This window comes from Chryseolinea sp. H1M3-3 (assembly GCF_029360725.1).
In the GTDB taxonomy this organism is placed as follows: domain Bacteria; phylum Bacteroidota; class Bacteroidia; order Cytophagales; family Cyclobacteriaceae; genus Chryseolinea.
This window is the reverse complement of record NZ_JARKMY010000014.1, coordinates 156,705-183,060: the sequence shown is the minus strand read 5'-3', so window position 1 is coordinate 183,060 and position 26,356 is coordinate 156,705. Positions and strand designations below refer to the sequence as shown.

The following is a 26,356-nucleotide window of genomic DNA, read 5'->3' as shown; positions in this document are numbered from 1 at the left end:
GGAAATCAGAAAAATCCCTGGCTTTCTTTCGCTGCGTCTGCCGAGATTTTCTCTGCTGCTTCTTTTCCAAGGTACTGATCGATGAGTGAATGACCAAGATAAATGACAGGCGTGAGCAGAATGGCAACAGAAAATTTATAAATGTAATTCGTGATGCCAATGGCAACGATTTGTTCATTGGTGAAAACGCCATAAAAGGCAATAAACAAAACAACAAAGCTGTCGATGAATTGAGATACGAGGGTTGAGCCGGTAGCACGCAGCCAAAGCTTTTTGCTGCCGGTGACTTTACGAAGTTGTTGAAAAACAAAAACGTCAACCAACTGGCCAATTAAAAAAGCTGCTAACGATCCGATGATAATGCGTTGACCTTGTCCGAAGATTTTGTTGAAGGCTAAATCCATGTTAAAGGAATTCCCATCTGCATCTTTTGTCAACGTCCAAAAATCTGCGGGAGAAAGCCGGATGGAAAGAAAGATCACAAGAAACGCATAGCTAATCAAAAAAGCTGTAAAATAACTGATCCGTTTTACACCGGGTTTTCCGAAATATTCATTGATCAAATCTGTTGTAATAAAAACGACGGGCCATATGATCGCACCCGCGGTAAGATTAAAGTCCATGGTAAAACCCATGATGTTCAGGTGGGCAGGCTGTAGGCCTAGCGTTGATTCTGCGGAGAATATTTTTACACCGATCATCTCGGCCAATAAGGCATTGGTTATAAAAATCCCGGCGAGGATCGTAAAAAGTCTGTTGCGTTTTTGATCAAGAGAAATCATAAGGGCCTACCATTGCAGTTTTAAGATGGATGGAGAAAGAATGCATAACTGGTGATACGGACATTCACATTATTTAAAATTATATACAGACATGACAACTATGCTTAACAAACTCTTAGATTATGTTATCAAACCTTGAAAGCCTGATATTGAGTCACTAAGTCACTATCCCTCATCAATTGAAAACACTTCTCCTTCAAGTGCCAGCGCACTGTTTGCAAATATCGCTTTTGCTTCTTCCAAAATTGGATTTAATTCTTTGTAACGCGCAGAGAAATGTCCCAGTAGAAGTCTGTTCACTGCTGCCATCAGCGCAATGGTAGCGGCTTGTTTTGCTGTGCTGTGTTTGGTCTCTTTTGCTTTCGATTCTTCTTCCGTCATGAAGGTAGCTTCATGGTATAGGAGGTCAACATTTTTGAGTTGCTCTACCAATCCTTCGTCAAACACTGTGTCAGAGCAAAAAGCATACGATCGCGATTTCCTAGGTGGAAATGTCAGCGATTCGTTTGAATAAATAACATTTCCCTCAGCATCGAGCACATCGCGCCCCAGTTTTAATCCGGCAACCTGTTGAATCAATAAACCCTGAGGCAGTTTAGTTTTATCAATCCGCCTTAGTTTGACCTTCTCCTTGAAAAGAAACCCTGAACAACGGATTTTATGGGAGAGGGGGATGGTCTCGACCGTCATGACATCATCTTCATAGATTACTTCTTTAACACCTTTTTCAAGAAGGTGGAATATTATTTTGAAGTTGGGTGCTGAACGTGAATAACGCAATTGCGTGGTAATGATTTCATCCAGGCCACGGTGACTGTAAAGGTGCAAGTCATTTACTCTTTTTTGCAAATGCATGGTGAAGATCAGTCCCATGAGACCGAGGTAGTGATCGCCATGCAGGTGACTGATGAAGATGTGATTGATGCGATGGAAATTTGCCTGTAATCGCATGAGCTGCATTTGAGCTCCTTCGCCGCAATCGACAAGAAAATACCGGTTTTGAATTTCTATCAATTGTGAAGTTGGATGTCTCCCATAAGCTGGCAATGCCCCACTTGATCCTAGAATGGTTATTTTAAAACTCAATTCTGAAAGTCGTTTATAGGAAAATTAAAAAACCAAAGCTTCGTCGGCTTTGGTTCTTTGTATTCAATCAACTCAATGATTAATTACCGTCGGAATTTTTTAGATCCTTCTCAATTTCATGCATGAAGACGGCATCGATCGCTTCTTCAACTTTTGGGAAAATGTTTAGCACACTATCGAGTTGAGAGATCTTGATCAGTTTAAGCGTATGATCTGAAAGTGTTGTCAATATGAAAATACCTCCGTCCTCCTGTACAATTCTATTACCAACGAGTAAAGCACTCAATCCTGAAGAATCAGTGTACTTTACTTCTGCCATGTCCAGAACAATGTTTCTTACTCCTTCAGCATGCAGGGTTATCAATTCTGATTTCAAGCCGGGCGCTACACTGGAATCAAGCTTATCCTCGTGTAGGCGCAATAAACTGTACTTTTCCTGCTTATCAATAGTATACTTCATAGATTAGATTTTCTTGGTTTCCAAGATAACGGAATTTATCGAATTCAGAATGCTTTGTTCAATTCTTTGGTTCATCTGGCCGTAATCTACCAATGGAAGGGACTCACCCCGTACCTGCTTGTACAGCTCCTTATAACGTGAAGAAATTGAGGCAACGATCGCGTCTGTCATTTCAGGAATTTGCTGGCCTTCCTTTCCCTGAAATCCATTTTCGATTAGCCATTGTCTTACAAATTCCTTCGATAATTGTTTTTGAGGTTCGTTGTTCCTTTGTCTGGTCTCATAACCTTCTGCATAGAAGTAACGCGACGAGTCGGGCGTGTGTACTTCATCAATCAGAAAGATCTTTCCATTGTGTTTGCCGAATTCATACTTTGTATCTACCAGGATTAGATTTCGTTCGGCCGCCAATTCCGTTCCTTTGCTAAAGAGTTTATACGTATAGTCCTCCAGGATTTTATAGTCAGATTCGGAAACTATTCCCCGTTTAAGAATTTCTTCCCGGGAGATATCTTCATCATGACCGACATGGGCTTTCGTTGTCGGCGTGATAATCGGCGTAGGCAGCTTATCGTTTTCCTTTAATCCTTCCGGTAGTGGTACACCGCATACTAGTCTTTTACCCGCTTTGTATTCGCGCCAGGCATGCCCGGCTAAATATCCCCTGACGACCATTTCTACTGCAAAAGGCTCGCATTTAAAGCCGATTGTAACATTCTGATCTGGTGTTTCGAGCACCCAGTTTGGAACGATTTGCTTTGTTGCCTGCAGGTTGAAGGCTGCAATCTGGTTGAGTACCCTTCCTTTGTCTGGAATTGCCCGGGGGAGAATAACATCAAATGCCGAAATACGATCTGTGGCGACCATAGCCATCAAATCCCCAAAATAATATACGTCTCGAACTTTACCCCGATAAAAACCTGTCTGCCCTGGAAAATTAAAATGGGTTTCTTTAATAGCCTCCATGAAATGCGAATTATGCCTGCAAATTAAGGTTTAAGGCGGCTAAGTTTACAATGTTTGGTGAGGATTTATGTGATATTACGTGTTTGCGACGTGGTGACGTTCGGATTCTAAACATTTTCAGGGAGGCGGGGTTATTTACGTTTGATGTCCAAAATACGTAGACGTTATGCACAGAGAAAAGAAAATTGAAATCCTTATTAAAAATGATGACTTCTTGGAAACTGCTGATGCGGGCGATCAAACCGAAGCCATACTATTAAACGCAGTAAAACGTGCGTTTTTAGAAAATGATATCGATTCGGGAAATTTGCGTTTGGGTACTTACAACGTCAACACAGCGCATGCCCAGATTGGTAAATTCGACAAACCTTTCGATGAGCATGACTATCGCAGGTTGTTTAATCAATTTTTAAAGGGTATTGCCTTTCAAGAAAAGCGGGTGATTACTTTATTTGCAGAGCCAATTCCATTTCAATACAGTACATATTCGATTGTTGAAGATGAAGGTTTTCTAGCACGATCGGAAAAAAAGGTGGTAGCAAAAGAACAAAGGGAATTGGCGCCGAAAGTAAAACTATCAATTCCCACGGCTATGCTTGTGGTCAATGAAATGATGGAATACTTTCTTATTCCTGTGATTTAAGCTTCGATGGATTTTTATCTTCCAAAACTATTTGAGACGGTGATGATGGACGTTAAGGTGCTCATGATTAAAGTCGTACTCTTCATCATTCCTTGTTCGGTGTTCGATATTCATTATTCAAATTTGAATATCGAACAAGGAACTGAATATCGAATAATGATCGGATGCCGCTTCGATGAAGTTTTATCCTCCAAAACTATCTGAGTCGCTGATGATGAACATAAAAGCGGCTGACTAATAAGGCCCCCGATCCTTCATCATTCCTTGTTAGGTGTTCGATATTCGGTGTTCAAATTTGAATATCGAACAAGGAACACTGAATATCGAATAATGATCGGATGGCACTTCGATGGATTTTTATCTTCTAAAACTATTTGAGTCGCTGTTGATGAACATTAAAGGGGCTGACTGATAAGGCCCGACCCTTCATCATTCCTTGTTCCCGGCCTACCGGCGGGCAGGCTTGTTCGATATTCATTATTCAAATTTGAATATCGAACAAGGAACACTGAATATCGAATAATGATCGGATGCTGCTTCGATGGATTTTTATCTTTCAAAACCTTTTGACTCGCTGATGATGAACACATTAAAAGGTGCGCGTGCTAAAGCCCGACACTTCATCATTCCTTGCTCGGTGTTCGATATTCGGTGTTCAAATTTGAATACCGAACAAGGAACACCGAACATCGAATAATGATCGGATGCTGCTTCGATGGATTTTAATCTTTCAAAACTTGTTTGAGTCGCTGATGGTGAGCATTCAAGGTGCGGATGTTAAGCCCGACCCTTCATCATTCCCTGTTCGGTGTTCGATATTCGGTGTTCAAATTTTTTCGGCGAGTTTTAATTTACAGGAAGTCCGGCTTTGAAAATCGTGGTATTCATCAGCTTTCCGCTCTCATCATATTGTTTCCATTCCTTGTGTTTTTTATCTCCGGCATATTCTCCTTGCTCTTTAATTTTTCCATTAGAATGATAGCTTGTGAACAAACCTTGCTTTCTGTTTGACCTGAATTCCCCCCCCGATTCCAGTGCGCCGGTTTCGTAGTATGTTTTCACAGGGCCGGTGAGCAAATTAAATTTATAAGATTCCTCTTTTTGGATTTTTCCCGAGGCATAATAAGTATAACGGATACCTTGAAGCTTTCCGTTCTCATAAGTTTCTTTCGTCTTCGGAATTTTTTTGTCTTGCCAATAAACAACCCATAGCCCATGCGCTATTCCGTTCCTCAATTTTTTTTCACTTTTTAATGTGCCGGATTCATCAAATTCTTCTAAGAGCGCATCTATCCCATTAGTTGCAACCTGTTCTTTGGTTTTTATCTTACCAGAGGGAAAATATTCGAAATTAGTACCTGTTTTCTTTCCATCCTTATATTGAAAACGATGCTGCACAGAACCATCGTCAAAATATCCGGTATTATCTCCATGGAGTCTTCCGCCTATAAAGCTACCTTCCAGAATTAGCTTCCCTTCGCGATTGTATGTTTTAAACTGACCGTTTTTAGATCCTTTTTCCATCGTGGCGACCGTCTCTAACTGGCCATTGATGAAATAGGTTTTATAAAAACCACTCATGATACCGTCAACGTAATTGGCCTCAGTCTCTACTTTGCCATCCTCGTAGAAAGTGCGTGTGATCCCATTGGGCTTACCTTTCTGATAACTAATTTCTTTTTTAAGTTTTCCGCTGGGATAATACTCTTTAACAAGACCTTCAGGTTTTCCTTTCACAAAAAAAGATTCGCGCTTAACGTTCCCATTGTCAAAATAAAGTTGAATGCTATCGGCCAATTTATCGTTTTGATAGTATGCTTTTTGAAATGGCCTTCCATCTTCGTCAAAAACCTGAACGGCTCCATGGCGCATGCCATTCACGTAATTCAGTCTGCGTGCAGGCTTACCGTTTTCATGATATTCCGTGAACACACCAGATTTTTCGCCATCCTCGAAATTTCCTTCGAGCATGATACCACCGCTTTCATAGAAACGTTGGTACTTACCGATAAATCTTTGCTCATCTTCTTTGGAGACAAAATATTTCTCCTGCAGATGTTCTTTTTTATTGTCGTAATACGTGCGCACTTCTTTTTGCGCACATGCGGAAAAGGATGTGAAGGCTAATAAAATAGGGATAACAAATCTCCCGAAACCAGCTTTAGAATCTTTTTTTCTTGTGAATGCAAGGGAGCACGGTGTGCTTTGCCAGAAGCATCGGAAAGAACGAAGATTCAAAGAATAAGATTGCAGGTTGGGTGCCATGTGTCGATATTAACAAGGTTCGCACAAATTTAAAAAATCAAAGGATTAACGTACGTGGCAATACATCCTTTGAGGAATTCAAGCTTAAGATAAGATAACGTTGGGAAACTGGTGATGTTGTTGGAGGTTATCCGCGATCTAAAACGATTTTATGTCGGTATGGAAAGCAACTAGCACAAAGGTTCGGCTAACATCCATTTTCAAAGCTTTTCAATGACAATGGCAGAGGCGCCTCCACCACCGTTGCATATACCTGCAACGCCGATGGATTCATTGTTTTGTTTTAGAACATTGATCAATGTGGTGATGATCCGTGACCCTGACGAACCTAATGGATGGCCAAGTGCAACAGCCCCACCATTTACGTTTACGCGTTCAACATCCAGGTCCAGCTTGATATTATTAGCGAGTGCAACGGCAGCAAATGCTTCATTGATCTCATAGTACCAAACGTCTTTTTTATTCACGCCGGCGTGTTTCATGGCTTTGGGAATGGCGAGAGATGGAGTTGTGGTAAACCACATAGGATCCTGCGCGGCATCAGCGAATCCAAGAATTTTAGCAATCGGTTTTACGCCCAGTTCCTGTGCTTTCTCCTTGCTCATTAACACGAGCGCGGAAGCCCCATCGTTAAGAGTAGACGCGTTTGCCGCAGTCACCGTCCCTTCCTTGCTGAAAGTTGGTTTTAGCGAAGGTATTTTTTCAAAGTTCACATTTTTGTACTCTTCATCTTCAGAAAACAAGGTTGTATTTCCTTTTCGATCAACCACCTCGACCGGAACAATTTCGTCTTTGAATTTTCCTGTACGCCAGGAATCTGCTGATCTTTTATAGGAAGCAATAGCATAGTCGTCCTGTTCCTTCCGGGAGATGTTCATTTCTTTGGCCGTGTTGTCGGCACATACACCCATAGCGCAGTGGTTGTAAATATCCGTGAGGCCGTCATATTGCAGACCATCCAATAATTCGCCGTGACCATATCGATAACCGGTGCGCGCTTTCATCAGGTAATAAGGAATATTACTCATGCTTTCCATACCCCCGGCTAACACGACATCATTTTGTCCCAGCATGATGGATTGCGCGCCAAGCATAACAGCCTTCATTCCCGATGCGCATACCTTGTTTACCAAGGTACAAGGGATCTCAAATCCTAAGCCTGCGTTCGCTGCTACTTGTGTTGCAGGCGCTTGTCCTAAACCTGCAGGTATGACATTGCCGACAAATAACTCTTGAACAAATTTTGGGTCCACCCCGGCTTTTTCCAGCGCACCTTTAAACGCAATACCACCGAGCTTGGTGGCGGTTACGGAACTTAACCCACCGCCAAAGCTTCCAATGGGTGTGCGGACGGCGGAGATGATGTATACTTCTTTCATGAGGTGTTGAAGTGTTGTAGTGTTGAAGTTCGAAGTATTGACGTTGTTACCAGTCTGGTTTGCTCGACTCTCTTGGTTTTGTTGCTTTTCGTTTGTTCTGCTGAAGGTATTGAATCTCCTGGTTCTTCATTGCTTCCAGGATCATTTTAGCTTTTTCTTCGCTCATTTTCATCTGTTGCAATTTCTGGGAAAGCTGAGGACTGTTGTCGGTTTTTTCGCTTTTGTTTTCTTTGTTTTCTCGGGTATCCTTATCCTGCTCGCCACTTTTTTTGTCTTTGGCTTCCTGGTCTTTTTTCTCTTCTTCGCTTTTTTGATCGTTCTTGTCTTGCTGGTCTTTTTGTTCTTTCTGCTCTTTTTCCTGCTGCTCTTTTTTCTCCTGCTCTTTCTTTTGTTGTTCTTTTTCCTGTTGCTCTTTGTTTTCCTGGTTTCGCTTCTGATCTTCTTTCTGTTTTTCGTCTTTTAATTTGTCAGCCAGCGCTTTTAGCTTTTGATCGTTGGGATATTTTTGTATTCCGGCAGTAACAGAACGCAATGCATCATCACGGCGGTTTTGAACATAGTGATTCGCTGAGGTATTGAAATATGCCTGTGCATTCTGTGCAAAAGAAACTACAGACACGGCAATACAGAAATGCAGGGTTAAAATGACAGCTTTCATTGCGATTTGGATTTGTCAATAGTTATAACTTCTTTCAAGCGGTTGATAAAATCATCATAATATAAAACCGACTGATCTCTTTTAACACCTTCGTTCATGAGGTTTTCGGCCTCAGAAAATTTGAATCGGGCCACAAGATCATCTGCCTGCTGCTTAAGTTTTTTGGCATACGCTGAAGGCTCCTTTGGTTTATTACGATTCTTTTCCTCTTCTTTCTTTTTTTGCTCGTCTAACTTTTTCTTTAGCAATTCATAATTGTATTTCGCATCAACGTTACTGTTATCTGCTTTAATGGCCTCTTTAAAGTGGCCCAACGCTTCCTTTAGTTTTCCTTGCTGGTGGTTCAGGATTCCCAATTGCTGTTGAGCTTTTGAACGAATGTGACCTTGAGCACTTGCCGTAAGCGATTGGTATGCAGGTATTGCATTGGCGGTGTCTTTATTTTGAAAATGGGAATGAGCGAGATTAAGCATCACTTCATCTTCACGAACTTCCAATGAATCCGCCAGGTAGGCATACACGGCGGCCGCTTTTTTATATTCACCTTTCATGTAGGCTTCCCGCGCTTCCTTTTTTGCACTGTTGATCTTTGCGATCTTTGTGGGATCGATTATCAGGAATGCCAAAATTGATACCAGGATAAACTTCATATTCTTACGGTCGTGACGTTAATCAGAATATCGATCAGCAAAAAAATTGCTGCTAATGCCAGGAAATAAAAATATTTATTGGCAGTCACATCGATGAAGCGGGCATCCCGTAATTCACCTTCGATCTTACTGATCGAATTTATTAAGCGTGAAACATCGTTTTTAGTTTCATTGATTTCGAAATATTGACCACCAGTTTTGCTGGCTAATGATTTTAATTGTTTTGGATTGAGTTTTGTCTGAACAATCAGGCCTTGTCGATTGGTCTTAAGTCCGGTACCGGAAGCAATATTGCCACCTTTTTCAGTGCCTACACCCAGTGTATAAAGTTTAATTTCTTTGTTCTCTATTTCCTGTGCTACATCGTCCGTTTCTTCTCCAAAATCTTCACCGTCGCTAATGAGTATGATTATTTTTGATTTGGCTTGCGCATTTGGGCCACCCGAATCTTCTTCCAGTTTATTTAATGCCATTCGAAGAGGAGGTGCAAAATCCGTTCCCGAAGCCGGCACCAATCCGGAGTTCATCGTTTCTACAAAAAGATTTAAAGCATTTTGATCAAAAGTCAGTGGACATTGTACAAACGCCTCCGACGAAAAGATGATGATACCGATGCGATCGGAATTAAAAGCAGAGATGATTTTCTTCATCTCAAATTTCACCTTTTGAAGCCGTGTAGGTTGAATATCAAATGCATCCATGGACTTGGAAAGGTCTACGCATATCACGATATCTTTTCCTACTGACTTTACTTCTTTCTTAGAACCGCCAAAGGAGGGACCCAGTAGCGCGATCATAAACAATGCAAAGTAAATTGTTCTTAAAAACAGTTTTACAAACACATTTCGGTATGGTGTTTTTAACTGCTTCGCTATACGAATAATCCTGATAAAGTAAAATATATAAAAAGCGGCAAAGGCTGCTATAAAAATAATTTCCGTCAATCCCAGATCTCTATACCAGAGCATGATGTTTTATTTTTTCAAATGGCAATTTAGCGATTGATTTTTGATTAGTTGTTGTGATGGTTCATGGATCAAGGATCAATCTCATTACATAATCGTTCATCCAGTATGGGCCAATGGGAATATCTTCTTCACGGATAACTTTAAATCCAAGTTTAAGATAAAATTCCTTTGCTGGATTATGGCGGTTTACATTTAAATCGAGAAATGTGATTCCTTGTTTCCGCAGGTCTGACTTGATTTCATCGATCAGCATTTTCCCATATCCTTTTCCCTGGCAGGTTGGGCGGACATATATTTTATGCAGCTTGAATACGGCGGGCTCGTTTGGCCGCCGCCCGTATGCAGCAAACCCCTGATATCCGTCAAGGTCTTTCAGTAACAGGAATTTTTGAGACCCCTCTGTCATAGCTTGTTCCAATGTGTTTTTGCTGTAAATGGTATCGAGCATAAAACGGAGTTGCAGCGGTTCCAGGATCTGACCGTAGGTGTGTGGCCATGTTTCCTCCGCAATTTCCTTAATAAAGGGTATTTCAAGGACCGTGCCTTCAACTATTTTTACCATATAAGTGAAATATACGACGAATGGAAGATCGGGAAGTTAGCCTGTTGAACATTTTAAATGAGAAAGCGGTTTAAACAAAGATGCGTTTAAAGAGCTTGTACCGCATACAATTTTAGGAGGTTTTTATGTTTATGGAGGAGTACAGTTCTTATTTAACAAGCCATATGGTAGAGGAGACATCTGAGTTTAAAGTATTGTTGGTTGATGACCGCGATGAAAATCTATTCGCCTTAGAAACAATATTAAAAGATGAAAATTATCACCTGGTTAAAGCAAACTCAGGTAAACAAGCCCTCGCCTACCTCCTCAAAGACCTGGATTTCCACCTGATCATCATGGATGTTTTGATGCCGGGCATGAATGGTTTTGAGACGGCCGCGCTTATTTATGAACGTGAAAAGCTCAAAAATATTCCTATTATTTTTCTCACGGCAATGGACATCGAGGGCAATATTTACAAAGGCTATAAAGCCGGTGCCGTCGATTATATCAGCAAGCCTATTATTGCGGAACTACTCAAGGTAAAAGTTCGTGCGTTTGTTGAGCTGAGTGAAAAAAATCGTCAGCTCGTGCGGCAAGAAAAAATGTTGCGGGCAGCAAATAGAAAACTGGAGTGGGAAATCACTGAAAGGAAATTATCGGAAGCAAAGATAAAGGCGCTGAACGAGGATCTTGCAAAAAAACTCGAGCAGTTACAGTCACTTGATTCGTTCAACTATTCTATCTCGCATGATTTAATGTCGCCACTCAATAGCATTACAGGACTTGCAGGTTTGCTGCAGACCATGTATCCTGAAAAGTTTGATGATGAAGTGCTCGAGATTGTTAATCACATCATGGGGTCTGTCGACAGGATGTCAAATCTTATAAAAGACCTTCTCTCATTTTCAAGGCAGGCAAATGCCGAGATCAGCAAAGTGGATGTAAGCATGAGAGCACTTGTCGACGACGTGATGGAGGAAGTTTCCAAAACGATGCCTGTTACAAATGTGGAAATTGTCGTTCACGAATTGCCAAATGCTTATTGTGACAACAGCATGTTGAAGCAGGTATGGATAAACCTGGTTTCGAATGCTATAAAATATTCACAGAAAACCCCAGTTCCAAAGGTAGAAATAGGAGGTAAACATGAAAATGGCGACCTTATTTATTTCGTTAAAGACAATGGTGCCGGATTCAATATGGCACATTACAACAAACTGTTCTCAATCTTTCAACGGCTTCACAGCGAAAGTGAATTTAACGGTACGGGTATTGGGCTCGCGGTGGTAAAAAGAATTATCGAGCGCCACGATGGAAGAATATGGGCTCAGTCGGAGGTAGGTAAGGGATCAGAATTTTACTTTACATTAAAAGCGAAGGAAAATTTATTGGAGTAAAATCCCATCGCCCCGGTCTGCAAGACAAAAATCCAAACACATAATACACGGGTCGACAACTGAAGTAACCATTGCCGATCCGTTAGCCCAAATTAAATTTTTGGTCGCCATGATTTGTTTCACCGCCTCATCCGCCGTCTACCCTTATCGGTAGGGCATTAATAGAATCCCGCCGGTGTGCGGCTTGTTGCATGCGTAGTTTACGCTTATAGAGTGTTTCCAAAAACGTTTCCTGAGGAGGTTTTGCTAAGGAATCAGCATGCATAATAGAGTCTCTCTTAAAGATCGTCTTTTCAATATCAGCCCACAACACATCGTCCAATTCATAAAGATCACACTGTAATTCCTGCTGCAACTCATTGGGTAGGGGTTTGAATTTTGCGGAAGAAATGGATTTGAAGTTAGGATCCTGATTCACCTGCTTCAGAAAGTACGCTGCGATAGGAAGGGCAGTATTAGAACCTTGTCCTAATTTTGTGTTACGGAAGCGAATGCGCGGATCATCAGCACCAACCCAGGAGCCAATGGCCAGCTTAGGTGTAATCGCCATGAACCAGCCGTCAGCGTTGGCTTGCGTCGTTCCGGTCTTTCCGGCTACATCCGTATAAATGCCATACCTCCACCGTAATCGCGAAGCAGTACCTTCATGAACAACAGTCTGCATTAATTGTCTTACCAGCAATGCAGTCTCCTTTGAAATTGCCCTTTTACCAGAGCCTTTAGGTTTGAAGTCATTGTAAACCTTTCCTTCCAGATCATAAATCTCCTTAATATAAAATGGCAGGTTGGTTACGCCTTCATTGGCGAGACAGGCATAGGCCGTTGTCATTTCCATTAACGAAATGGATGAAGAGCCAAGGGCAATGGAAGGTACATCCGGTAGCTCACTGCTAATGCCCATCTTTCGGGCAAGTTCAATCGTGTTGTTTACGCCGGCTTCCTGAATCAGTTTTACGGCTACCGTATTTACAGAATAAGCCAATGCTCCACGCATAGAATATTGAACGTTGTAATCGTTTTGCATATTCCGCGGCGTCCATTTTACACCTTCTTTATCTATATAAGTTTCCTGCTGTGCAGAAAAAAGATCGCACGGCAAAATTCCCTCTTCAATGGCCATGGCGTATACGATAGGCTTAAAGATAGACCCCACTTGCCGCTTGGTGGAAGTTTTAACATGATCATATTGGTAGAAATCATGTTCAATTCCACCTACCCATGCTTTCACTTCTCCTGTCGCCGGTTCCATCGCCAGAAATCCGGCGTTTAGGTATTGAAGATGGTGTTTGATGGAATCAATGGGACTCGCTTTGATATCTTTCTCGCCTTGCCAGGTGAACAACCGCATGGGTATTCTTTTTTGCATGATCGCCATGATCTCCTTTTCAGAAAGTCCTTGCTGTTTCAGGCGCTGGTAACGGGGTGACCGGACTATCGCTTCCTGTACAAGAGACTCTTTACCTTTCCACGGCACTTCCTTTCCCCAATGATCAAAGAACTGTTTTTGTACCTCTGTCATTTGTTGTACGAGTGCATTTTCGGCGTACAGCTGTAATTTAGAATCGATCGTTGTATATATTCTTAATCCATCGGTATACAAATTATAAGGCGTACCGTCTTCCTTCGTATGCGTTTTACACCATGATATCAACTCGCTTTTCAAATACTCCCTGAAATATGGTGCCAGTCCCTGGTGATGAGAAACCTTGCTGTATTTTAAACCCAATGAACGCTTCTTGAGCGATTCAGCTTTCTTTTCCTCAAGGAAATTGTATTTCACCATTTGATTCAAAACAACATTTCTCCTTTCCAGCGCGCGTTTTGGAAAGAGCCGCGGATTGTAATTGTGGGTTGCTTTAAGTTGGCCGATAAGCATGGCGGCCTGATCGGTTGTGAGTGCGTCGGCAGTCGTGGAAAAGAAGCGTTTAGCCGCAGCCTGAATCCCAAAGGCATTATCCGCAAAGGGAATAGTATTCAGGTACATGGTCAACAATTCTTCCTTAGTGTAGAGGTTTTCCAACCTGTAAGCTGTACTCACCTCGCGAAGCTTATTGATCAGCAAGGAGAGCACCCAATACTTTTCACGCGGATACAGGTTTTTTGAAAGTTGCTGTGATAGGGTACTGCCACCTCCTGCGGACTCGTCCTGTAAAAAGATGGACTTGACAATTACCCGACCCAGGCTGACAAAATCTATCCCCTCATGTTCATAAAAGCGAGCGTCTTCTGTTGCTATCAACGCATTGATCACTTCCTTCGATATGTTTTCATATTGGACTTCTGTCCGGTCTTGAATGTAATATCGTCCCAATAAAACACTGTCTGAACTGAATACTTCCGAAGCCACCTGGTTTTGAATGTTCCGTAATTCCTTTTTGCTGGGCGTCTCAATCCATACAATGATTAAAAGAATCAGCAACAATAAGATAGGTGGCCCGGCGATAATCGTCCACCTTTTTGCCTTCGGATGGGTCTTAAGATATTGTAGTAATCGATTGAACTGCCGCCAAAGGGACATGAGAAGAGGCTGCACCTTTTCTACGGCAACAAAGAACAAATCCCGAATAAAATATTTTAGCTTTTCTATAAATGACTGCATAACCGATACACCACCGAATCAATCGCGAAAGTTAGTACCTCAGGAACTAGGCCGCAAGTATTCAGGATGGTTAACATAAAAATGCTGAAATTAGTTATAAGCCATAATCGGTTAGTCGGATGTAGTCAGTGTTACTATATGATAATTTCGCTGCACTTAATTAATGCGAGTCGAACCAACCGTTTGGATGAATGAGGGCATAGATTGATTTAAACGGATTTCTTTTAAAGCCTCTCAAAACAAAAAGCCTCGTTCATGGTATATACCTATAAAGATATATATACTTAAAAGTATATGCTTAAAAGTATATGCTTAAAAGAAACTAGATCGTTACTAACTCTATGGCGGAAGTCAAATCAGTCTTGGATGATAAACTTTATTGGTATAAAGACGCGATAATTTATGAACTGCATATCAAAGCATTTCGGGATGGAAATGGTGATGGTATCGGTGATTTTCAAGGTTTAATGGAAAAGCTGGACTATCTCCAGGACTTGGGTGTCAACACCATTTGGCTACTTCCTTTTTATCCATCACCCCAGAAAGATGATGGTTATGATATTGCTGATTATTACAACATAAATCCTGCTTATGGTGATATCAAGCAATTCAAACAATTATTAAAAGAAGCACATTACAGAGGTCTTAGAGTAATTACGGAGCTGGTTATTAACCATACTTCTGATCAGCACCCCTGGTTTCAGCGGGCGCGAAAAGCTCCTAAGGATTCTCCATACAGGAATTTTTACGTATGGACGGATGACCCTACCCAGTATAAAGACGTACGAATTATTTTTCAGGATTTCGAAAGTTCTAACTGGACGTGGGATCCCGTCGCTAAACAATATTACTGGCATCGTTTCTTTCATCATCAGCCTGATCTTAATTATGATAGTCCTGTTGTACAGGAGGAAGTGTTTAAGATTTTGGATTATTGGTGCAGCATGGGTGTGGATGGTTTTCGACTCGACGCTGTTCCGTATCTTTTTGAACGGGAAGGTACGAACGGTGAAAACTTGCCTGAGACCCACGCATTCCTGAAAAAACTCAGGAAGCACATCGATGAAAAATATCCCGGTACCCTGTTGCTGGCGGAAGCAAACATGTGGCCTGAAGATTCAGCATCTTACTTTGGAGATGGGGATGAATGTCACATGAACTATCATTTCCCGATCATGCCGCGTATGTTCATGGCGTTGCAAACCGAAGATCGATACCCCATTACAGACATATTTGACCAGACGCCCGAAATTCCGGCCAATTGTCAGTGGGCAATCTTTCTACGGAATCATGATGAGCTTACACTGGAGATGGTTACAGATGAAGAACGTGATTACATGTATCGCGTTTATGTAAAAGATCCGAAGGCTAAAATCAACCTCGGTATAAGACATAGGCTAGCGCCACTCATGGGCAACAACCGAAAAAAGATTGAGTTGCTGAACTATCTTTTGTTTTCGCTTAAAGGAACGCCGGTGATTTATTATGGCGATGAGATTGGAATGGGTGATAATTTTTACCTGGGCGATCGCGATGGCGTCCGGACTCCCATGCAATGGACGTCGGATCGCAACGCCGGGTTTTCTGAGGGAAATCCCCACCGCCTTTATTTGCCAGTCATTCTTGACCCCGAGTATCACTACGAGTTTGTGAATGTCGAGATGCAAAGTATGAACACGTCTTCTTTATTGTGGTGGACAAAGCGGATGATTAACAAACGGAAGCAGTACAAAGCATTTGGTTATGGCGACATGAAGTTTGTTTCGTCGGAGAACCCGAAGATTCTTGCTTTTACGCGCAGCTATGAAGATGAAACAATTTTAGTAGTCGTTAATCTTTCCAGATACATTCAACCAGCAGAACTGGACCTCGAAACCTATAAAGGATATATACCGGTAGAAATTTTCAGCAAGAATAAATTTCCGCCGATTAAAACAGCAACAACATACTTCCTGACATTGGGAGGTCATGATTGCTTATGGTTTATTCTTGAAAAAGCACATCCTGAGTCGCAGGTACCAAAGGCATTACCGCTGCTACAGGTGGAGACATGGAAAGGACTGATCGACGAGAAGATGCTTGAAGCGCTGGAGCAGAAGGTGCTTTACAATTATCTGTTTAAAATGAGGTGGTTCGGAGGCAAAGGACGAATTGTTGAAAGCATTAAAATCATAAAACATGCACGGATACCGTTGCAGGAGAACGATCATGCCATCGTGTTCTTAATTGAAGTACAGTATGACAGTGGCTTGCCTGACACGTACCAGCTACCGGTTGTCTTTGGTAAAGGAGACGTTGCAACAAAAATAGCGGATCATTGTCCCCAAGCAGTAATCTGCCGGCTTAAGGTAGGGGAGGAGGAAGGAATTCTCTATGATGCTATCTATGGCAGTGAATTTCAGCAGATGATTATTAACAAAATGTCCTTGAATCAAAGCATTTCCCTTAAGAATAGCGAGATCGAATTTTATGCTGATAAAGTATTGAAGAAGCATGTGCAATCGCATCCGAAAATAATGCCTAAAGTAATTTCCGGAGAACAAAGTAACACGTCCATTACCTATGACAATAAGTTCTTTTTGAAGTTTTTCAGGAAGGTAGACCGGGCTATTAATCCCGATCTTGAGATTGTACAATTTCTAACGGAATACGCCAAGTTCAAAAATGTTCCCGCATTTATCGGAGCGATAGAATGGAAGTATGAAAATGCCGGAATGGTATTGGCGCTGATGCAGGAAATGGTAGAGAGCAGCAGCGATGCATGGACCTATATGCTCGACAGGCTTGATGATTTCAATGAACGGATACTTTCGCAACAAGAAATTAAGACATTGCCTCCGTTGAAGGGTAGCATTCTTGACCCCGTGGCTTACGAGGATATTCCTCCCGAAATGAAGGAACTATTGGAAGCGCCGGTAGCAGAACGGGCTCACCTCCTGGGTATACGCACCGGCGAAATGCATCTTGCGTTGGCGTCAGGGGTTGATTTTCCTAATTTTAAGCCCGAACCCTATTCGTTGCATTATCAAAGGTCTCTATTTGCAGGGTTACAATCTCTTGTGCGGGGCACGTTCAATAATCAAAGCCGAAACCTGGACAGGCTTTCTCCGGATGTAAAACCGGAGGCAGAAGCAGTCCTCGCAATGAAGGATGATATATTAAAAGTTTTTAAGAACATATACAAACGTAAGATCGATGTGGTGAAGATCCGGATTCATGGCGATTACCATCTGGGTCAGGTGATGTTTACCGGTAAGGATTTCTTTATATCAGATTTTGAAGGAGAGCCTGCAAGAAGTTACAGCGAACGTCGGTTAAAGCGTTCTCCTTTACGGGATGTAGCCGGTATGATTCGTTCATTTCACTATGCGGCGTATGGCGGATTGTTTTTAGATAATCAAATCCGAAACGAAGACATTAACAAACTTGTACCGTATGCCGAGCAATGGTTTCATTATATGAGTGGATTTTTCATGAAGGCATATCTCGAAACAGTAAAAGGGAGTGGATTCATTCCTAAATCAAAAGACGACTTGCAGACGTTGATGACCACCTTTCTGCTTGAAAAAGCTATCTACGAATTGAATTATGAAATGAACAACCGCCCGAATTGGGTAGTCATACCGTTACGGGGAATTAAAGAGCTTGTAAATAATTCAGTAGGGTCTGAATCTTGATTAGAATGATTAGGAGATATTTATGATTGGGATTACTTTGATCATGGTACGTTGCCTTCGTGCATTCAAAATCATGCATCATTGAACGTCTACTTTTCAGGAAGTTTATAATCTATGTTATGCATTTTGGCATAGATCTCCAGGGGCTCTAATCCCACGGCCGCGCGGCGTTTGTTTACATTAGGTTCATCTTCAATGGGTGCCAGGTAGAAGCTACCCGTTAAATCATTCCTGTATACTTGACTTCCGTAAATTTGTTTTCTTCCTTGTCGGAGTGCGACACGGTCCTCCAGTAAGGCCAGTTGTTTTCCCAATGCTTTTTTATTTTTTACAGCTTCTCTCATCATTGGAAGATATTTTTCCTGCGTTTTTAGATTCGCGTGCTGAATGACCAGGAAAAGTGTCGTGTTTCCCTGATCACCTACCACCTCAGGTCCTAGCCAGCCATGTTCGTCCAGGATCCGGGTTACTTTGATGGTATTAATAGAATCTTTTCTGCTAATAGCATTCCAAAGATCTTTCATTTCGTTGGAGTTTCTTCCGAAGTTGTTTTCGGTTTCTTCAATTTTCTTCCGGTATTGCTGATCTTCAATATGAATGTTTTGGAGCTGCTCTGCCAGGGATTTATTGTACGCATAGCCGTCAGGATTGTCGTCTATAGTAGGTATCTGCGCCAGACTTAAATGGGAAATAAAAAAACACCATGATACCAGAATACATTGTTGCATTGTGAGGAGTTTATAACAGCATGCATTGTTGATGAAACACGCGAGCAATAAGTTTATAACACCAGACTATTTTTTTTCCAAAATGCTGATTTCGACAGGCCCTAATAAACCTGCTTCCAGCAATTGCCATTCGGGTTTGATGGTGATATTCGTTTTTGTAAGCCGGTTTTCCTTTGGTAAACCACGGTCACCGACTAAACGATTACGCCATGAATTGATTACCTCCACGTCAAGTCTATTTCCCTTCCGTAAAAGTTCCTTGGTTATTTCTAACTGAAAGGGAGGCGTCCACGTAACACCAATTTCCTTCCCATTCAAGCTCACTTTTGCGATACCTACATCTTGCACGCTTCCGAGCGTAATAAAATATCGTTCATTTTTCTTCATGACAGGAAAATCGAAAGTAGTTGAATACACGCCTTTTCCGGAATAATGCTGAAGTGACTTTTCAGGATGCTTTGTCCAGCTAACCAGGGTTGTGAAATTCAACGGACTGGCTACATTCAACGTTGAGTCGAACGATACTTTCCATGGTCCTTTAATGGCTGTCACTACATTATATTTTACTGAATTTGTTGTTGCTGATCCCGATGCTGTTGAAGGCAGTGGCTTTCTGAAAATCACAAATGTCGATCCATATTGATCAAAACTTAACGGTACTATAGTCCTGCCGTTACCCTGTTGAAAGGCGTTTGCATTTCGAACCTCACCTGTCAGCGGATTCCAAAGCTCCGGTTGTTTCCCCGAAACGCGGAACGCAACATTCGCTGTGACTTGCTTTTCATTCTGGCTGCTGATAAAATATACGTCCATGTTCCCAATGACACGGTGAAGGTAGTCATATCCCTCATCGTCCTTTGTACCCATGAATTCGACATCAGGGGCGATCCCACCTTTTTGTAAAAATTCCCTGGCCGTCTGACCCCAGATCATGATGCCCTTTCCCGATTGACGTTGGCCCTCGGCTGATGCGCTTTCTCCCCACAATTCGTTTGTGTATTTATTAAAGGTGGTCTGGCTTTCCGGGTATCCGGACAAACTCATCATGTGCGTCGGTTTGTCACCGATGACTGTAGCGCCCTCGAGAACGAGATCGTGAATTTTCTTCAATGCCGCCAACGAAAGTATTTTTAAAGAAGGAAGAACCAGCACTTTATAATTTTTACCATGCGGTAGTGTTATCAGTCCGTCTTTTACCGTAAGTTTTAAAAGCCTATCCTCATTAATTAAATCATAATCATAACCGGGTAATACCTTTGCCGGATCGAAAGCTTTTAAATGTCCAATGTTGGGCACGTGATCGCCATAATAGTACAGCACATCCGTTGCAACATATCCCTTTTGCAGTAAGTATTGACAGCGTTTAAAATAATCGAAAACAGTTCCCGCGAATTCCCACCACGTTATATTCGGATTCAAGTGTGTACCGGCAAAATATTCCTGGCCAGGCCGCCCCATTTCTTTTGGAGAGTTGGTGAAAGTATGCAGGAAAACAAGATTGAGCCCAGAGCAAACCTCTCGGTCGAATGGTGGTTTCATCATCGACCATGGCACATCATTCCAATGTCTTCCAATGGTGGTGAACGATTCGGCTCCTACCAATTGCTTATTATAGATCTGCGCAGCGCTTGCAGCTTGCTTTACAAAAAATCTATCTTCGGGTTTTGATCGATGTGGTGAAGGCGACCAGAATTCGCTCATCATAATTTCGCTGTATCCATAATTCTTCAATCCATCAAACGGCCCGGCATGCGGTCCTGCGGATTCAGGTTGCAGACCCATGCCATATTCGCTGGCACGATCGGCAAACACCTTGTAATGATATTCTGCTATACAATCGCTTATCGTCTTCCGGAAGTCGGCAAGAAATGCGTTGCTGGTTTGTCTGTCCTGAATGATTTTCCCGGCGATAACGGGGAGGTAAGAATAAATATCATAACCGCGGCGCTTGTTGAATTCTGTTGCGAAATTATCGGTCCAATTCAAGCCGCCACCTTCCCAACTGTCGGTTTGAAGATAACGAAGCGTTGTGCCTGTCATAGGTTCAACTACATCCAGGAGTGGTTTAACATGGGTATCCCAGTAGCGGTTAAAATATTTGGCGCTCATATGATCAATGACCCTTCCTTGCCACTTTCCGCTGGATGTCGAGACATGTGCGTCGCTAGTGGTAAAGCCAAACCGCATAATGGTCCATTCTCCTGCTGGTACTTGCCAGGTCAGTTTGCCACCGGCTCCCAACTTGCTTTTTAATATGACAACGTCATGCGTAAGCGCATCCTGCTCATTGGCTGTCGGCGCTTCATCTTCTAATACTTTCTCCGTATTAAATCCGGACCGGTCGCCTTCACGGAAGGCGGCTTTTAAGTCCAAGTCTTTGATGGGTGGCCGTTGAGGCAAGTCATTTCTTTTCGGGAAAGCAACTACTACGATATCGCGATAAAAATTATCGCGGATCTTTGGCATTGGTAAAACCTGCGAGTAATTAGCCGGCCCTTTCACCGTTACCTCCGACCAGGTAAGATGTTTCGTTGCTTCTTCCGCTGTCACATCCGGACCACCAAGGTTCCAGCCGCTTTGAATACTAAGGCTCAACACTAAGCCCAAACGATTAGCTTCTTGTACCGCATGAACAAACAACTCTCTCCATTCGGGGCTGCCGAACATCGGCCCTTCAGGAACATTGCCATTGCCTTGTTGATTTTGTCCGCCGGCATCAAAAATACAAGCGCCACTAAAACCTTTGGCTTTCATCTCTTCCAGATCGCGTGTAATAGACGCTTGCGTAACGTTACCATTCAGCCACCACCACCAACAACGGATACCATACTGCTGCGGGGGATTTTTGAAATTGACGGCAAGTGTATCCGGAGATTGCGCGAAAGATAGGTGACTGAAAACAAGCCCTAACAAGGTTAATATGATCGTAAGCCGTCCACCGATGCTGAAGCCGGAGGGAGTTTTTTCTAATTTTGTGAATTCGAGGTTCAAGCTGTAATTTTTTAAATAACAAATATTTTAAGGACTCGGCCGGTCGACTACTTTATCTTAAACCACTTCATCGCATTTTCCCGATAAATCTTGTCGGTGACTGTCCTTGGTAACTGTAGTCCCTGGAAGTCGCCGTTCACGTGAGGCGAAGTTAGCGTTTCATCCGTTACAAAATATTTCCAGTCGTTGATCCATGTATTGTGAAGATCCTTTTTTTCATTTTCGATATTAGCATCGGCGGAAATTCCTGAGTCTGTTGCATAGATAATTCGATCTTGATACCGGATTAAAAATTGCCTTACCTTTTCCCGGTCGAGTTTAGACTGGTGTTGAAGGTGAGGAATGCGTGCAGCCATATCAACAGCCATGTTCGGAAACTTGTCTAAACGTTTGGCAAGTTCATCCACACTCCATTCCAGACTTCCCAAATGTGCGCCAACAAACCGCATGTCCGGATGTTTTTCGACAAACCGGTCGCGTGCATTGATCTGGTCCTCATACGATGGATATTCCGGATGCAGATACATATGATACTCCGGATGTGCCTTGAAATAGCTTCGGTCATTATTCACGGTCATTTGTTCCAATGGAAGCCAGCAGTTTTTTGGTTCGCCCAAATGCGCCATCACGGTTTTATCCTGGTCGATGATATATTGAATGACGCTATCGAATTTAGGATCGTCGATCATGATGAATTTTCCTGCTGCATCTTTATAAACCATTCCGATATTTTTCCAAAGTTTGATTCCATAAGCACCCTTGTCGAACGACTTTTTTAATTGCTCAATCGTTATGTCCGACCAGTTTGCAGAATCCCATTGTGTTAACGTAAATGCTGTCAGAAAACTAACGCGGTCAGGGAAATGCTTTATTTGGTGTATTGCATACTGTTCCTGATCCTCAAGCGAAGGATAACTAGAGACATCCACATTTACTGTAAGTAACTTGAAGTTGTCTTCCTGGGCTTGTTCCGCGAGCGCAAGATGCTTGGCATTGAGGTGCATGTGAGTATCAATCTTCCCCACCTTACCAAAATCGGCTGCGGTATAAAAGTCAGATGTGCAAGAGAAACAGACCAAGATAATCGCGATGAAAAGGAAATATTTCATAGTAATACCTATTGTTGACTGAAAGTACGAATTCTAATCTAGAGGACAATGAGACTGGTGAAGTGCCGGACTTGTATTTCATAAATTTAACAGTAGTCCTTGCTCTGCTTAGTTGACGAGTATGGATTGAATGTGTTGGGCGTTTTATTAAACGAGCAATTATCAGATCTTCAGACAAGTTGCTTAAAGTTTGAAAATTCGCGTCTTGCATTATTCTCTTAATAGTTGTAATTAGAAAAAGGAAATTTCCATCATCTTATTATGACCCTTCCACCTGTCAAAAGCCGACTTCTTTCGCTTGATTTTATGCGAGGACTCATCATGGTATTGTTAATGTTGGAGAGCGCGCGGTTGTACGAAAATCTTTATGAAGTGACGGAAGGGAGTGTCATCCAACTTTTCTTTCAACAGTTTTTTCATCACCCATGGAACGGTCTACGGTTCTGGGACCTCATCCAACCGGGTTTCATGTTTATGGCAGGAACAGCGATGGCCTATTCGTTGCATCGGCAGCAAGTTCAAGGTGTTCCGTGGCGTGTGTCTTTTGTTAAAGTGTTAAAAAGGTCAGGGTGGTTATTCTTTTGGGGTGTGCTGGACTATGCTGTTCGCCCGGGTGGTCTATCGTTTGAGCTATGGGATGTACTCACACAACTCTCGGCCACCACGCTGATTGCATTTTTCATTTTCCGATGGTCATTTTCAGCGCAAATCGCATTCAGCCTGGGTTTACTGGTGTTGACAGAAATATTATACCGCTTTACAAACATTCCGAATTTTGATCAACCTTTTACTGACCAGCATAATTTTGGCAATTACATGGACCTTGTCTTAATGAATAAGATTAATGGGGGAGGGTGGGTTGCCATCAACTTTCTGCCTACAGCAGCCCATACGATATGGGGAGCGTTGGTAGGTAAGCTATTGCTCACTTCCTTGGCACCTGGAGAAAAACTAAAATGGCTTTTGATTACAGGCGCTATTGCACTCGTGACAGGCTATGTAATGGATGTGACGATCACGCCGATCATTAAACGCATTGCTACATCTTCATTTGTACTCGCGTCCGGTGGATGGTGTTTGCTTGCGCTTTGCTTCTTCTACTGGTGGATCGATTTGCGTGAGCACAAAAAATATGTGGAGTTTTTTATTATCGTGGGCATGAATTCCCTTTTTATTTATCTCTTTATTGAAATTGTTGGCGGCAGGTGGTTTAATGGTTACATCGCTGCCATATCGAATGGCTTGATGAGTTTCATCAACATTCCCCTGGGCTTGATGGCGATTATCACATCGTTGGTGATTTTTACTTTAGAGTGGGGGATGTGCAGATTTCTTTATAAGAAGGGAATATTTTTTAAGATTTGAGATGAATTACTGGCGTTAGAATTTGGGATTTTTGCAATGCAAACACTTAAACCATAGTTTTTTCTGTTACTTCCTCGACAGGAACATTTTCTTTTTTCTTTCCGATGATCAAGCGGATTCCGGTATCGTAAGTAAAATAACTCCACATCCAGTTGATGAATACGATCAGGCGATTTCGAAAACCAATGAGTGAAATGAGATGTACAAACATCCAGACAAACCACGCTTTGAATCCTTGAGTTTTATAGGTATGGCCGAAAATTTTTAGGTCTGCAACCGCTTTGTTTCGGCCGATCGTTGCCATAGAACCCTGATCGTTGTAACGGAAGGGCTGAAGCGCTTCGCCCGCCAGCAACCGTTTAATGTTTTTTCCCAACCATTTGCCTTGCTGTATCGCTGGTTGAGCCATCATGGCATATCCTTCAGGGTTTTCGGGCGTAACCATGGCGGCAATATCGCCAATAGCGAAAATGTTTGAATATCCTTCAACGCGGTTGCAAGCATCTACCTTTAGCCTGTTGCCCGGGGCGACTACAGAAGCCGGGAAACCTTCAATAACTTTTCCTGTGACGCCGGCAGCCCAGATTAATGTTCGTGTACAAAGTGATTCGCCAGTATCTAATTTTACTATAAGTCCGTCGTAAGATTTAACGCGACAATTCATCCACAATTTCACACCGGCTTTTTCAAGTATTGCTTTTGCTTCTGCAGATGCCTCGTTCGACATTCCTTTTAAAAGCTGTGAACCGCTTTGGATCAGGTGGATATCCATATTGACAAAATTGAGTTCTGGATAGTCTTTGGGAAACACATGCTTTCGCAATTCACTCAACGCTCCGGCTATTTCAACGCCGGTAGGGCCGCCACCCACAATGACGAAATCCATTAAGCTGTTTAGCTGTTGTTCATCCTGAATTTGAAGTGCTTTTTCAAAATTTGTAAGTATTGTATTTCTTAATGCGAGCACGTCTTCAATAGCCTTAATAGGAATAGCTTTTGATTGAATCTGTTCATTACCATAAAAATTCGTAGTAGCGCCTGTGGCAACCACGAGAAAATCGTAGTGAATGTAACCGATGGACGTTTCCAGAATTCGGTTCGCGGTATCGACACATATCGCATCTGCCATGCGAAAGAAAAAATTGGAATCATCATCAAAGATCTTTCTAAAGGGATAAATGATAGACGACGGTTCTACCCCGGCCGTGGCAACCTGGTAAAGCAGCGGTTGGAATGTGTGAAAGTTTTGGCGGTCAATTAATACAATCTGAACCGGCGCATGTCGCAATGCCTTGGCGAGCTCTATGCCAGCAAACCCACCGCCAAGAATAACCACCCGTGGTTTGTCGGTTTTTGCAATGCGTGCGGCCTGTGGCTTCATACGGTCGATGTTAACAATGGAAATTTCTTCCGCGTGCAGGACAATCTTTAATATTTTAAAAAATTGTACTAAACGACGGCAAATTACAATGTAAACAATCTTTTCCAGCTACAGTTTAACCAAAGATATCGTTACGAAAAGCGACAGCACACTTTGGCTATTCAATGTCTCACTCTTAGTTGAGAGGGTTCCAACCTTATATCGATGAATTCGTCAATGCACTCAAGTTTTTGGAAAGTCTGATTTGACGTTTCTCAAGTTCTGACGCATTGATATCGCACCGCAGGGTTCCGTTATCCATCACTACAAAACTGAAACCTGCACCCCGCTTGTGGAGACCTTCTCGTTCACAAATAATCATGACAGACTTTCCTTCCGTCATTTTGATAAGATCATCTAACGTGTTACTTTTTCCATCCGCCAGGTAAATGATTTGGGGATGACCGATGTCACTGATATTTTCAGCTTGCGTGATCTTCATGTTATGGCCATTTACCATTTTGCCATTTTGTTTTAATAATTCATCATACACTTTTGACCTGCCGAATACAGTAATGTTAAACTCGCCGGAAAGTGCGGGCCAAGAAGAATATTTGGCAATGTTTACAACATACAGTGCGTATACCTGATAATTAGTTGTTTGCGCTTTTGAAGTGAATGAAAAGACAAGCGCTGTGAGCAAAAAATATAATTTAGAGAAATGCATAA

The 26,356-nt window shown here is 42.3% G+C and carries 20 protein-coding genes; 4 read left to right on the top strand and 16 right to left on the bottom strand.

The genetic code is table 11. From position 1 onward, the window contains the following. Positions 1 to 5: 5 nt before the first annotated feature. The 4 genes from P2W71_RS21985 to P2W71_RS21970 form a co-directional block, all read right to left on the bottom strand. Positions 6 to 782 (bottom strand): queuosine precursor transporter, encoded by a 777-nt coding sequence (locus P2W71_RS21985; RefSeq protein ID WP_276373552.1) that lies wholly within the window; start codon positions 780 to 782, stop codon positions 6 to 8. A gap of 165 nt (positions 783 to 947) precedes the next feature. Then, on the bottom strand, positions 948 to 1,868 hold the full coding sequence (locus tag P2W71_RS21980; RefSeq protein WP_276373549.1) for a ribonuclease Z: 921 nt from the start codon (positions 1,866 to 1,868) through the stop codon (positions 948 to 950). Between the two features lie 79 nt (positions 1,869 to 1,947). Then, complete coding sequence (locus P2W71_RS21975; RefSeq protein ID WP_276373548.1) at positions 1,948 to 2,328, bottom strand: STAS domain-containing protein; 381 nt, start codon at positions 2,326 to 2,328, stop codon at positions 1,948 to 1,950. Between the two features lie 3 nt (positions 2,329 to 2,331). Next, positions 2,332 to 3,294 (bottom strand): phosphoribosylaminoimidazolesuccinocarboxamide synthase, encoded by a 963-nt coding sequence (locus P2W71_RS21970; protein ID WP_276373547.1) that lies wholly within the window; start codon positions 3,292 to 3,294, stop codon positions 2,332 to 2,334. 166 nt (positions 3,295 to 3,460) lie between these two features. Here P2W71_RS21970 and P2W71_RS21965 point away from each other — a divergent pair, with 166 nt between their 5' ends. After that, positions 3,461 to 3,937, top strand: a complete 477-nt coding sequence (locus P2W71_RS21965) for a hypothetical protein (RefSeq protein ID WP_276373546.1) — start codon at positions 3,461 to 3,463, stop codon at positions 3,935 to 3,937. Between the two features lie 846 nt (positions 3,938 to 4,783). On the opposite strand, the gene P2W71_RS21960 is transcribed toward P2W71_RS21965, so the two are convergent. From P2W71_RS21960 to P2W71_RS21935, 6 genes are all read right to left on the bottom strand, one after another. Next, complete coding sequence (locus P2W71_RS21960; RefSeq protein WP_276373545.1) at positions 4,784 to 6,202, bottom strand: toxin-antitoxin system YwqK family antitoxin; 1,419 nt, start codon at positions 6,200 to 6,202, stop codon at positions 4,784 to 4,786. Between the two features lie 200 nt (positions 6,203 to 6,402). After that, entirely contained in the window at positions 6,403 to 7,581 is a 1,179-nt protein-coding gene (locus P2W71_RS21955; protein ID WP_276373544.1) for an acetyl-CoA C-acyltransferase, read from the bottom strand. Between the two features lie 46 nt (positions 7,582 to 7,627). Continuing rightward, the gene (locus P2W71_RS21950) at positions 7,628 to 8,239 is read right to left on the bottom strand and encodes a hypothetical protein (RefSeq protein ID WP_276373543.1); all 612 of its coding nucleotides are present in this window, start codon (positions 8,237 to 8,239) and stop codon (positions 7,628 to 7,630) included. Further along, positions 8,236 to 8,889, bottom strand: coding sequence for a tetratricopeptide repeat protein (locus P2W71_RS21945; protein ID WP_276373541.1), 654 nt, complete (start codon positions 8,887 to 8,889; stop codon positions 8,236 to 8,238). The genes P2W71_RS21950 and P2W71_RS21945 overlap by 4 nt, the downstream gene beginning before the upstream one ends. Then, a complete protein-coding gene (locus tag P2W71_RS21940) occupies positions 8,886 to 9,857 on the bottom strand; it encodes a VWA domain-containing protein (RefSeq protein ID WP_276373540.1) in 972 nt (323 codons plus the stop codon). The genes P2W71_RS21945 and P2W71_RS21940 overlap by 4 nt, the downstream gene beginning before the upstream one ends. A 61-nt stretch (positions 9,858 to 9,918) precedes the next feature. Next, a complete protein-coding gene (locus P2W71_RS21935; RefSeq protein WP_276373539.1) occupies positions 9,919 to 10,419 on the bottom strand; it encodes a GNAT family N-acetyltransferase in 501 nt (166 codons plus the stop codon). A gap of 164 nt (positions 10,420 to 10,583) precedes the next feature. On the opposite strand from P2W71_RS21935, the gene P2W71_RS21930 reads away from it, so the two are divergent. Continuing rightward, the gene (locus P2W71_RS21930) at positions 10,584 to 11,798 is read left to right on the top strand and encodes a response regulator (RefSeq protein ID WP_276373538.1); all 1,215 of its coding nucleotides are present in this window, start codon (positions 10,584 to 10,586) and stop codon (positions 11,796 to 11,798) included. 127 nt (positions 11,799 to 11,925) lie between these two features. Here the strand turns inward: P2W71_RS21930 and P2W71_RS21925 are convergent, their stop codons facing one another. Continuing rightward, positions 11,926 to 14,397 (bottom strand): transglycosylase domain-containing protein, encoded by a 2,472-nt coding sequence (locus P2W71_RS21925; protein ID WP_276373537.1) that lies wholly within the window; start codon positions 14,395 to 14,397, stop codon positions 11,926 to 11,928. A gap of 341 nt (positions 14,398 to 14,738) precedes the next feature. Between P2W71_RS21925 and treS the strand changes: the two genes are divergently transcribed. Further along, positions 14,739 to 18,074 (top strand): maltose alpha-D-glucosyltransferase, encoded by a 3,336-nt coding sequence (gene treS, locus P2W71_RS21920; RefSeq protein ID WP_276373536.1) that lies wholly within the window; start codon positions 14,739 to 14,741, stop codon positions 18,072 to 18,074. An 89-nt stretch (positions 18,075 to 18,163) separates the two neighbouring features. On the opposite strand, the gene P2W71_RS21915 is transcribed toward treS, so the two are convergent. The 3 genes from P2W71_RS21915 to P2W71_RS21905 all read right to left on the bottom strand — a co-directional run bounded on the left by P2W71_RS21915 (position 18,164) and on the right by P2W71_RS21905 (position 22,902). Next, a complete protein-coding gene (locus P2W71_RS21915; protein ID WP_276373535.1) occupies positions 18,164 to 18,802 on the bottom strand; it encodes a DUF6624 domain-containing protein in 639 nt (212 codons plus the stop codon). A 66-nt stretch (positions 18,803 to 18,868) separates the two neighbouring features. Continuing rightward, positions 18,869 to 21,793: a glycosyl hydrolase gene (locus P2W71_RS21910; RefSeq protein WP_276373534.1), complete on the bottom strand. Its 2,925-nt coding sequence runs from the start codon at positions 21,791 to 21,793 to the stop codon at positions 18,869 to 18,871. 47 nt (positions 21,794 to 21,840) lie between these two features. Beyond that, entirely contained in the window at positions 21,841 to 22,902 is a 1,062-nt protein-coding gene (locus tag P2W71_RS21905) for an amidohydrolase family protein (protein WP_276373533.1), read from the bottom strand. A gap of 261 nt (positions 22,903 to 23,163) precedes the next feature. On the opposite strand from P2W71_RS21905, the gene P2W71_RS21900 reads away from it, so the two are divergent. Then, positions 23,164 to 24,267: a DUF5009 domain-containing protein gene (locus P2W71_RS21900; protein WP_276373532.1), complete on the top strand. Its 1,104-nt coding sequence runs from the start codon at positions 23,164 to 23,166 to the stop codon at positions 24,265 to 24,267. A gap of 46 nt (positions 24,268 to 24,313) precedes the next feature. Here the strand turns inward: P2W71_RS21900 and P2W71_RS21895 are convergent, their stop codons facing one another. Continuing rightward, entirely contained in the window at positions 24,314 to 25,648 is a 1,335-nt protein-coding gene (locus tag P2W71_RS21895; RefSeq protein ID WP_276373530.1) for an NAD(P)/FAD-dependent oxidoreductase, read from the bottom strand. 196 nt (positions 25,649 to 25,844) lie between these two features. After that, positions 25,845 to 26,354: a YfiR family protein gene (locus P2W71_RS21890; RefSeq protein WP_276373529.1), complete on the bottom strand. Its 510-nt coding sequence runs from the start codon at positions 26,352 to 26,354 to the stop codon at positions 25,845 to 25,847. Between the last annotated feature and the right edge of the window lie 2 nt (positions 26,355 to 26,356).

What these genes read in the sequence shown, in the direction of transcription:
- P2W71_RS21970 (WP_276373547.1), bottom strand. Translation starts at nt 3,294, where the DNA reads ATGGAGGCTATTAAAGAAACCCATTTTAATTTTCCAGGGCAGACAGGT.
- P2W71_RS21890 (WP_276373529.1), bottom strand. Translation starts at nt 26,354, where the DNA reads ATGCATTTCTCTAAATTATATTTTTTGCTCACAGCGCTTGTCTTTTCA.
- treS (WP_276373536.1), top strand. Translation starts at nt 14,739, where the DNA reads ATGGCGGAAGTCAAATCAGTCTTGGATGATAAACTTTATTGGTATAAA.
- P2W71_RS21985 (WP_276373552.1), bottom strand. Translation starts at nt 782, where the DNA reads ATGATTTCTCTTGATCAAAAACGCAACAGACTTTTTACGATCCTCGCC.
- P2W71_RS21925 (WP_276373537.1), bottom strand. Translation starts at nt 14,397, where the DNA reads ATGCAGTCATTTATAGAAAAGCTAAAATATTTTATTCGGGATTTGTTC.
- P2W71_RS21950 (WP_276373543.1), bottom strand. Translation starts at nt 8,239, where the DNA reads ATGAAAGCTGTCATTTTAACCCTGCATTTCTGTATTGCCGTGTCTGTA.
- P2W71_RS21900 (WP_276373532.1), top strand. Translation starts at nt 23,164, where the DNA reads ATGACCCTTCCACCTGTCAAAAGCCGACTTCTTTCGCTTGATTTTATG.
- P2W71_RS21975 (WP_276373548.1), bottom strand. Translation starts at nt 2,328, where the DNA reads ATGAAGTATACTATTGATAAGCAGGAAAAGTACAGTTTATTGCGCCTA.
- P2W71_RS21940 (WP_276373540.1), bottom strand. Translation starts at nt 9,857, where the DNA reads ATGCTCTGGTATAGAGATCTGGGATTGACGGAAATTATTTTTATAGCA.
- P2W71_RS21960 (WP_276373545.1), bottom strand. Translation starts at nt 6,202, where the DNA reads ATGGCACCCAACCTGCAATCTTATTCTTTGAATCTTCGTTCTTTCCGA.
- P2W71_RS21955 (WP_276373544.1), bottom strand. Translation starts at nt 7,581, where the DNA reads ATGAAAGAAGTATACATCATCTCCGCCGTCCGCACACCCATTGGAAGC.
- P2W71_RS21895 (WP_276373530.1), bottom strand. Translation starts at nt 25,648, where the DNA reads ATGAAGCCACAGGCCGCACGCATTGCAAAAACCGACAAACCACGGGTG.
- P2W71_RS21935 (WP_276373539.1), bottom strand. Translation starts at nt 10,419, where the DNA reads ATGGTAAAAATAGTTGAAGGCACGGTCCTTGAAATACCCTTTATTAAG.
- P2W71_RS21930 (WP_276373538.1), top strand. Translation starts at nt 10,584, where the DNA reads ATGGTAGAGGAGACATCTGAGTTTAAAGTATTGTTGGTTGATGACCGC.
- P2W71_RS21965 (WP_276373546.1), top strand. Translation starts at nt 3,461, where the DNA reads ATGCACAGAGAAAAGAAAATTGAAATCCTTATTAAAAATGATGACTTC.
- P2W71_RS21915 (WP_276373535.1), bottom strand. Translation starts at nt 18,802, where the DNA reads ATGCAACAATGTATTCTGGTATCATGGTGTTTTTTTATTTCCCATTTA.
- P2W71_RS21905 (WP_276373533.1), bottom strand. Translation starts at nt 22,902, where the DNA reads ATGAAATATTTCCTTTTCATCGCGATTATCTTGGTCTGTTTCTCTTGC.
- P2W71_RS21945 (WP_276373541.1), bottom strand. Translation starts at nt 8,889, where the DNA reads ATGAAGTTTATCCTGGTATCAATTTTGGCATTCCTGATAATCGATCCC.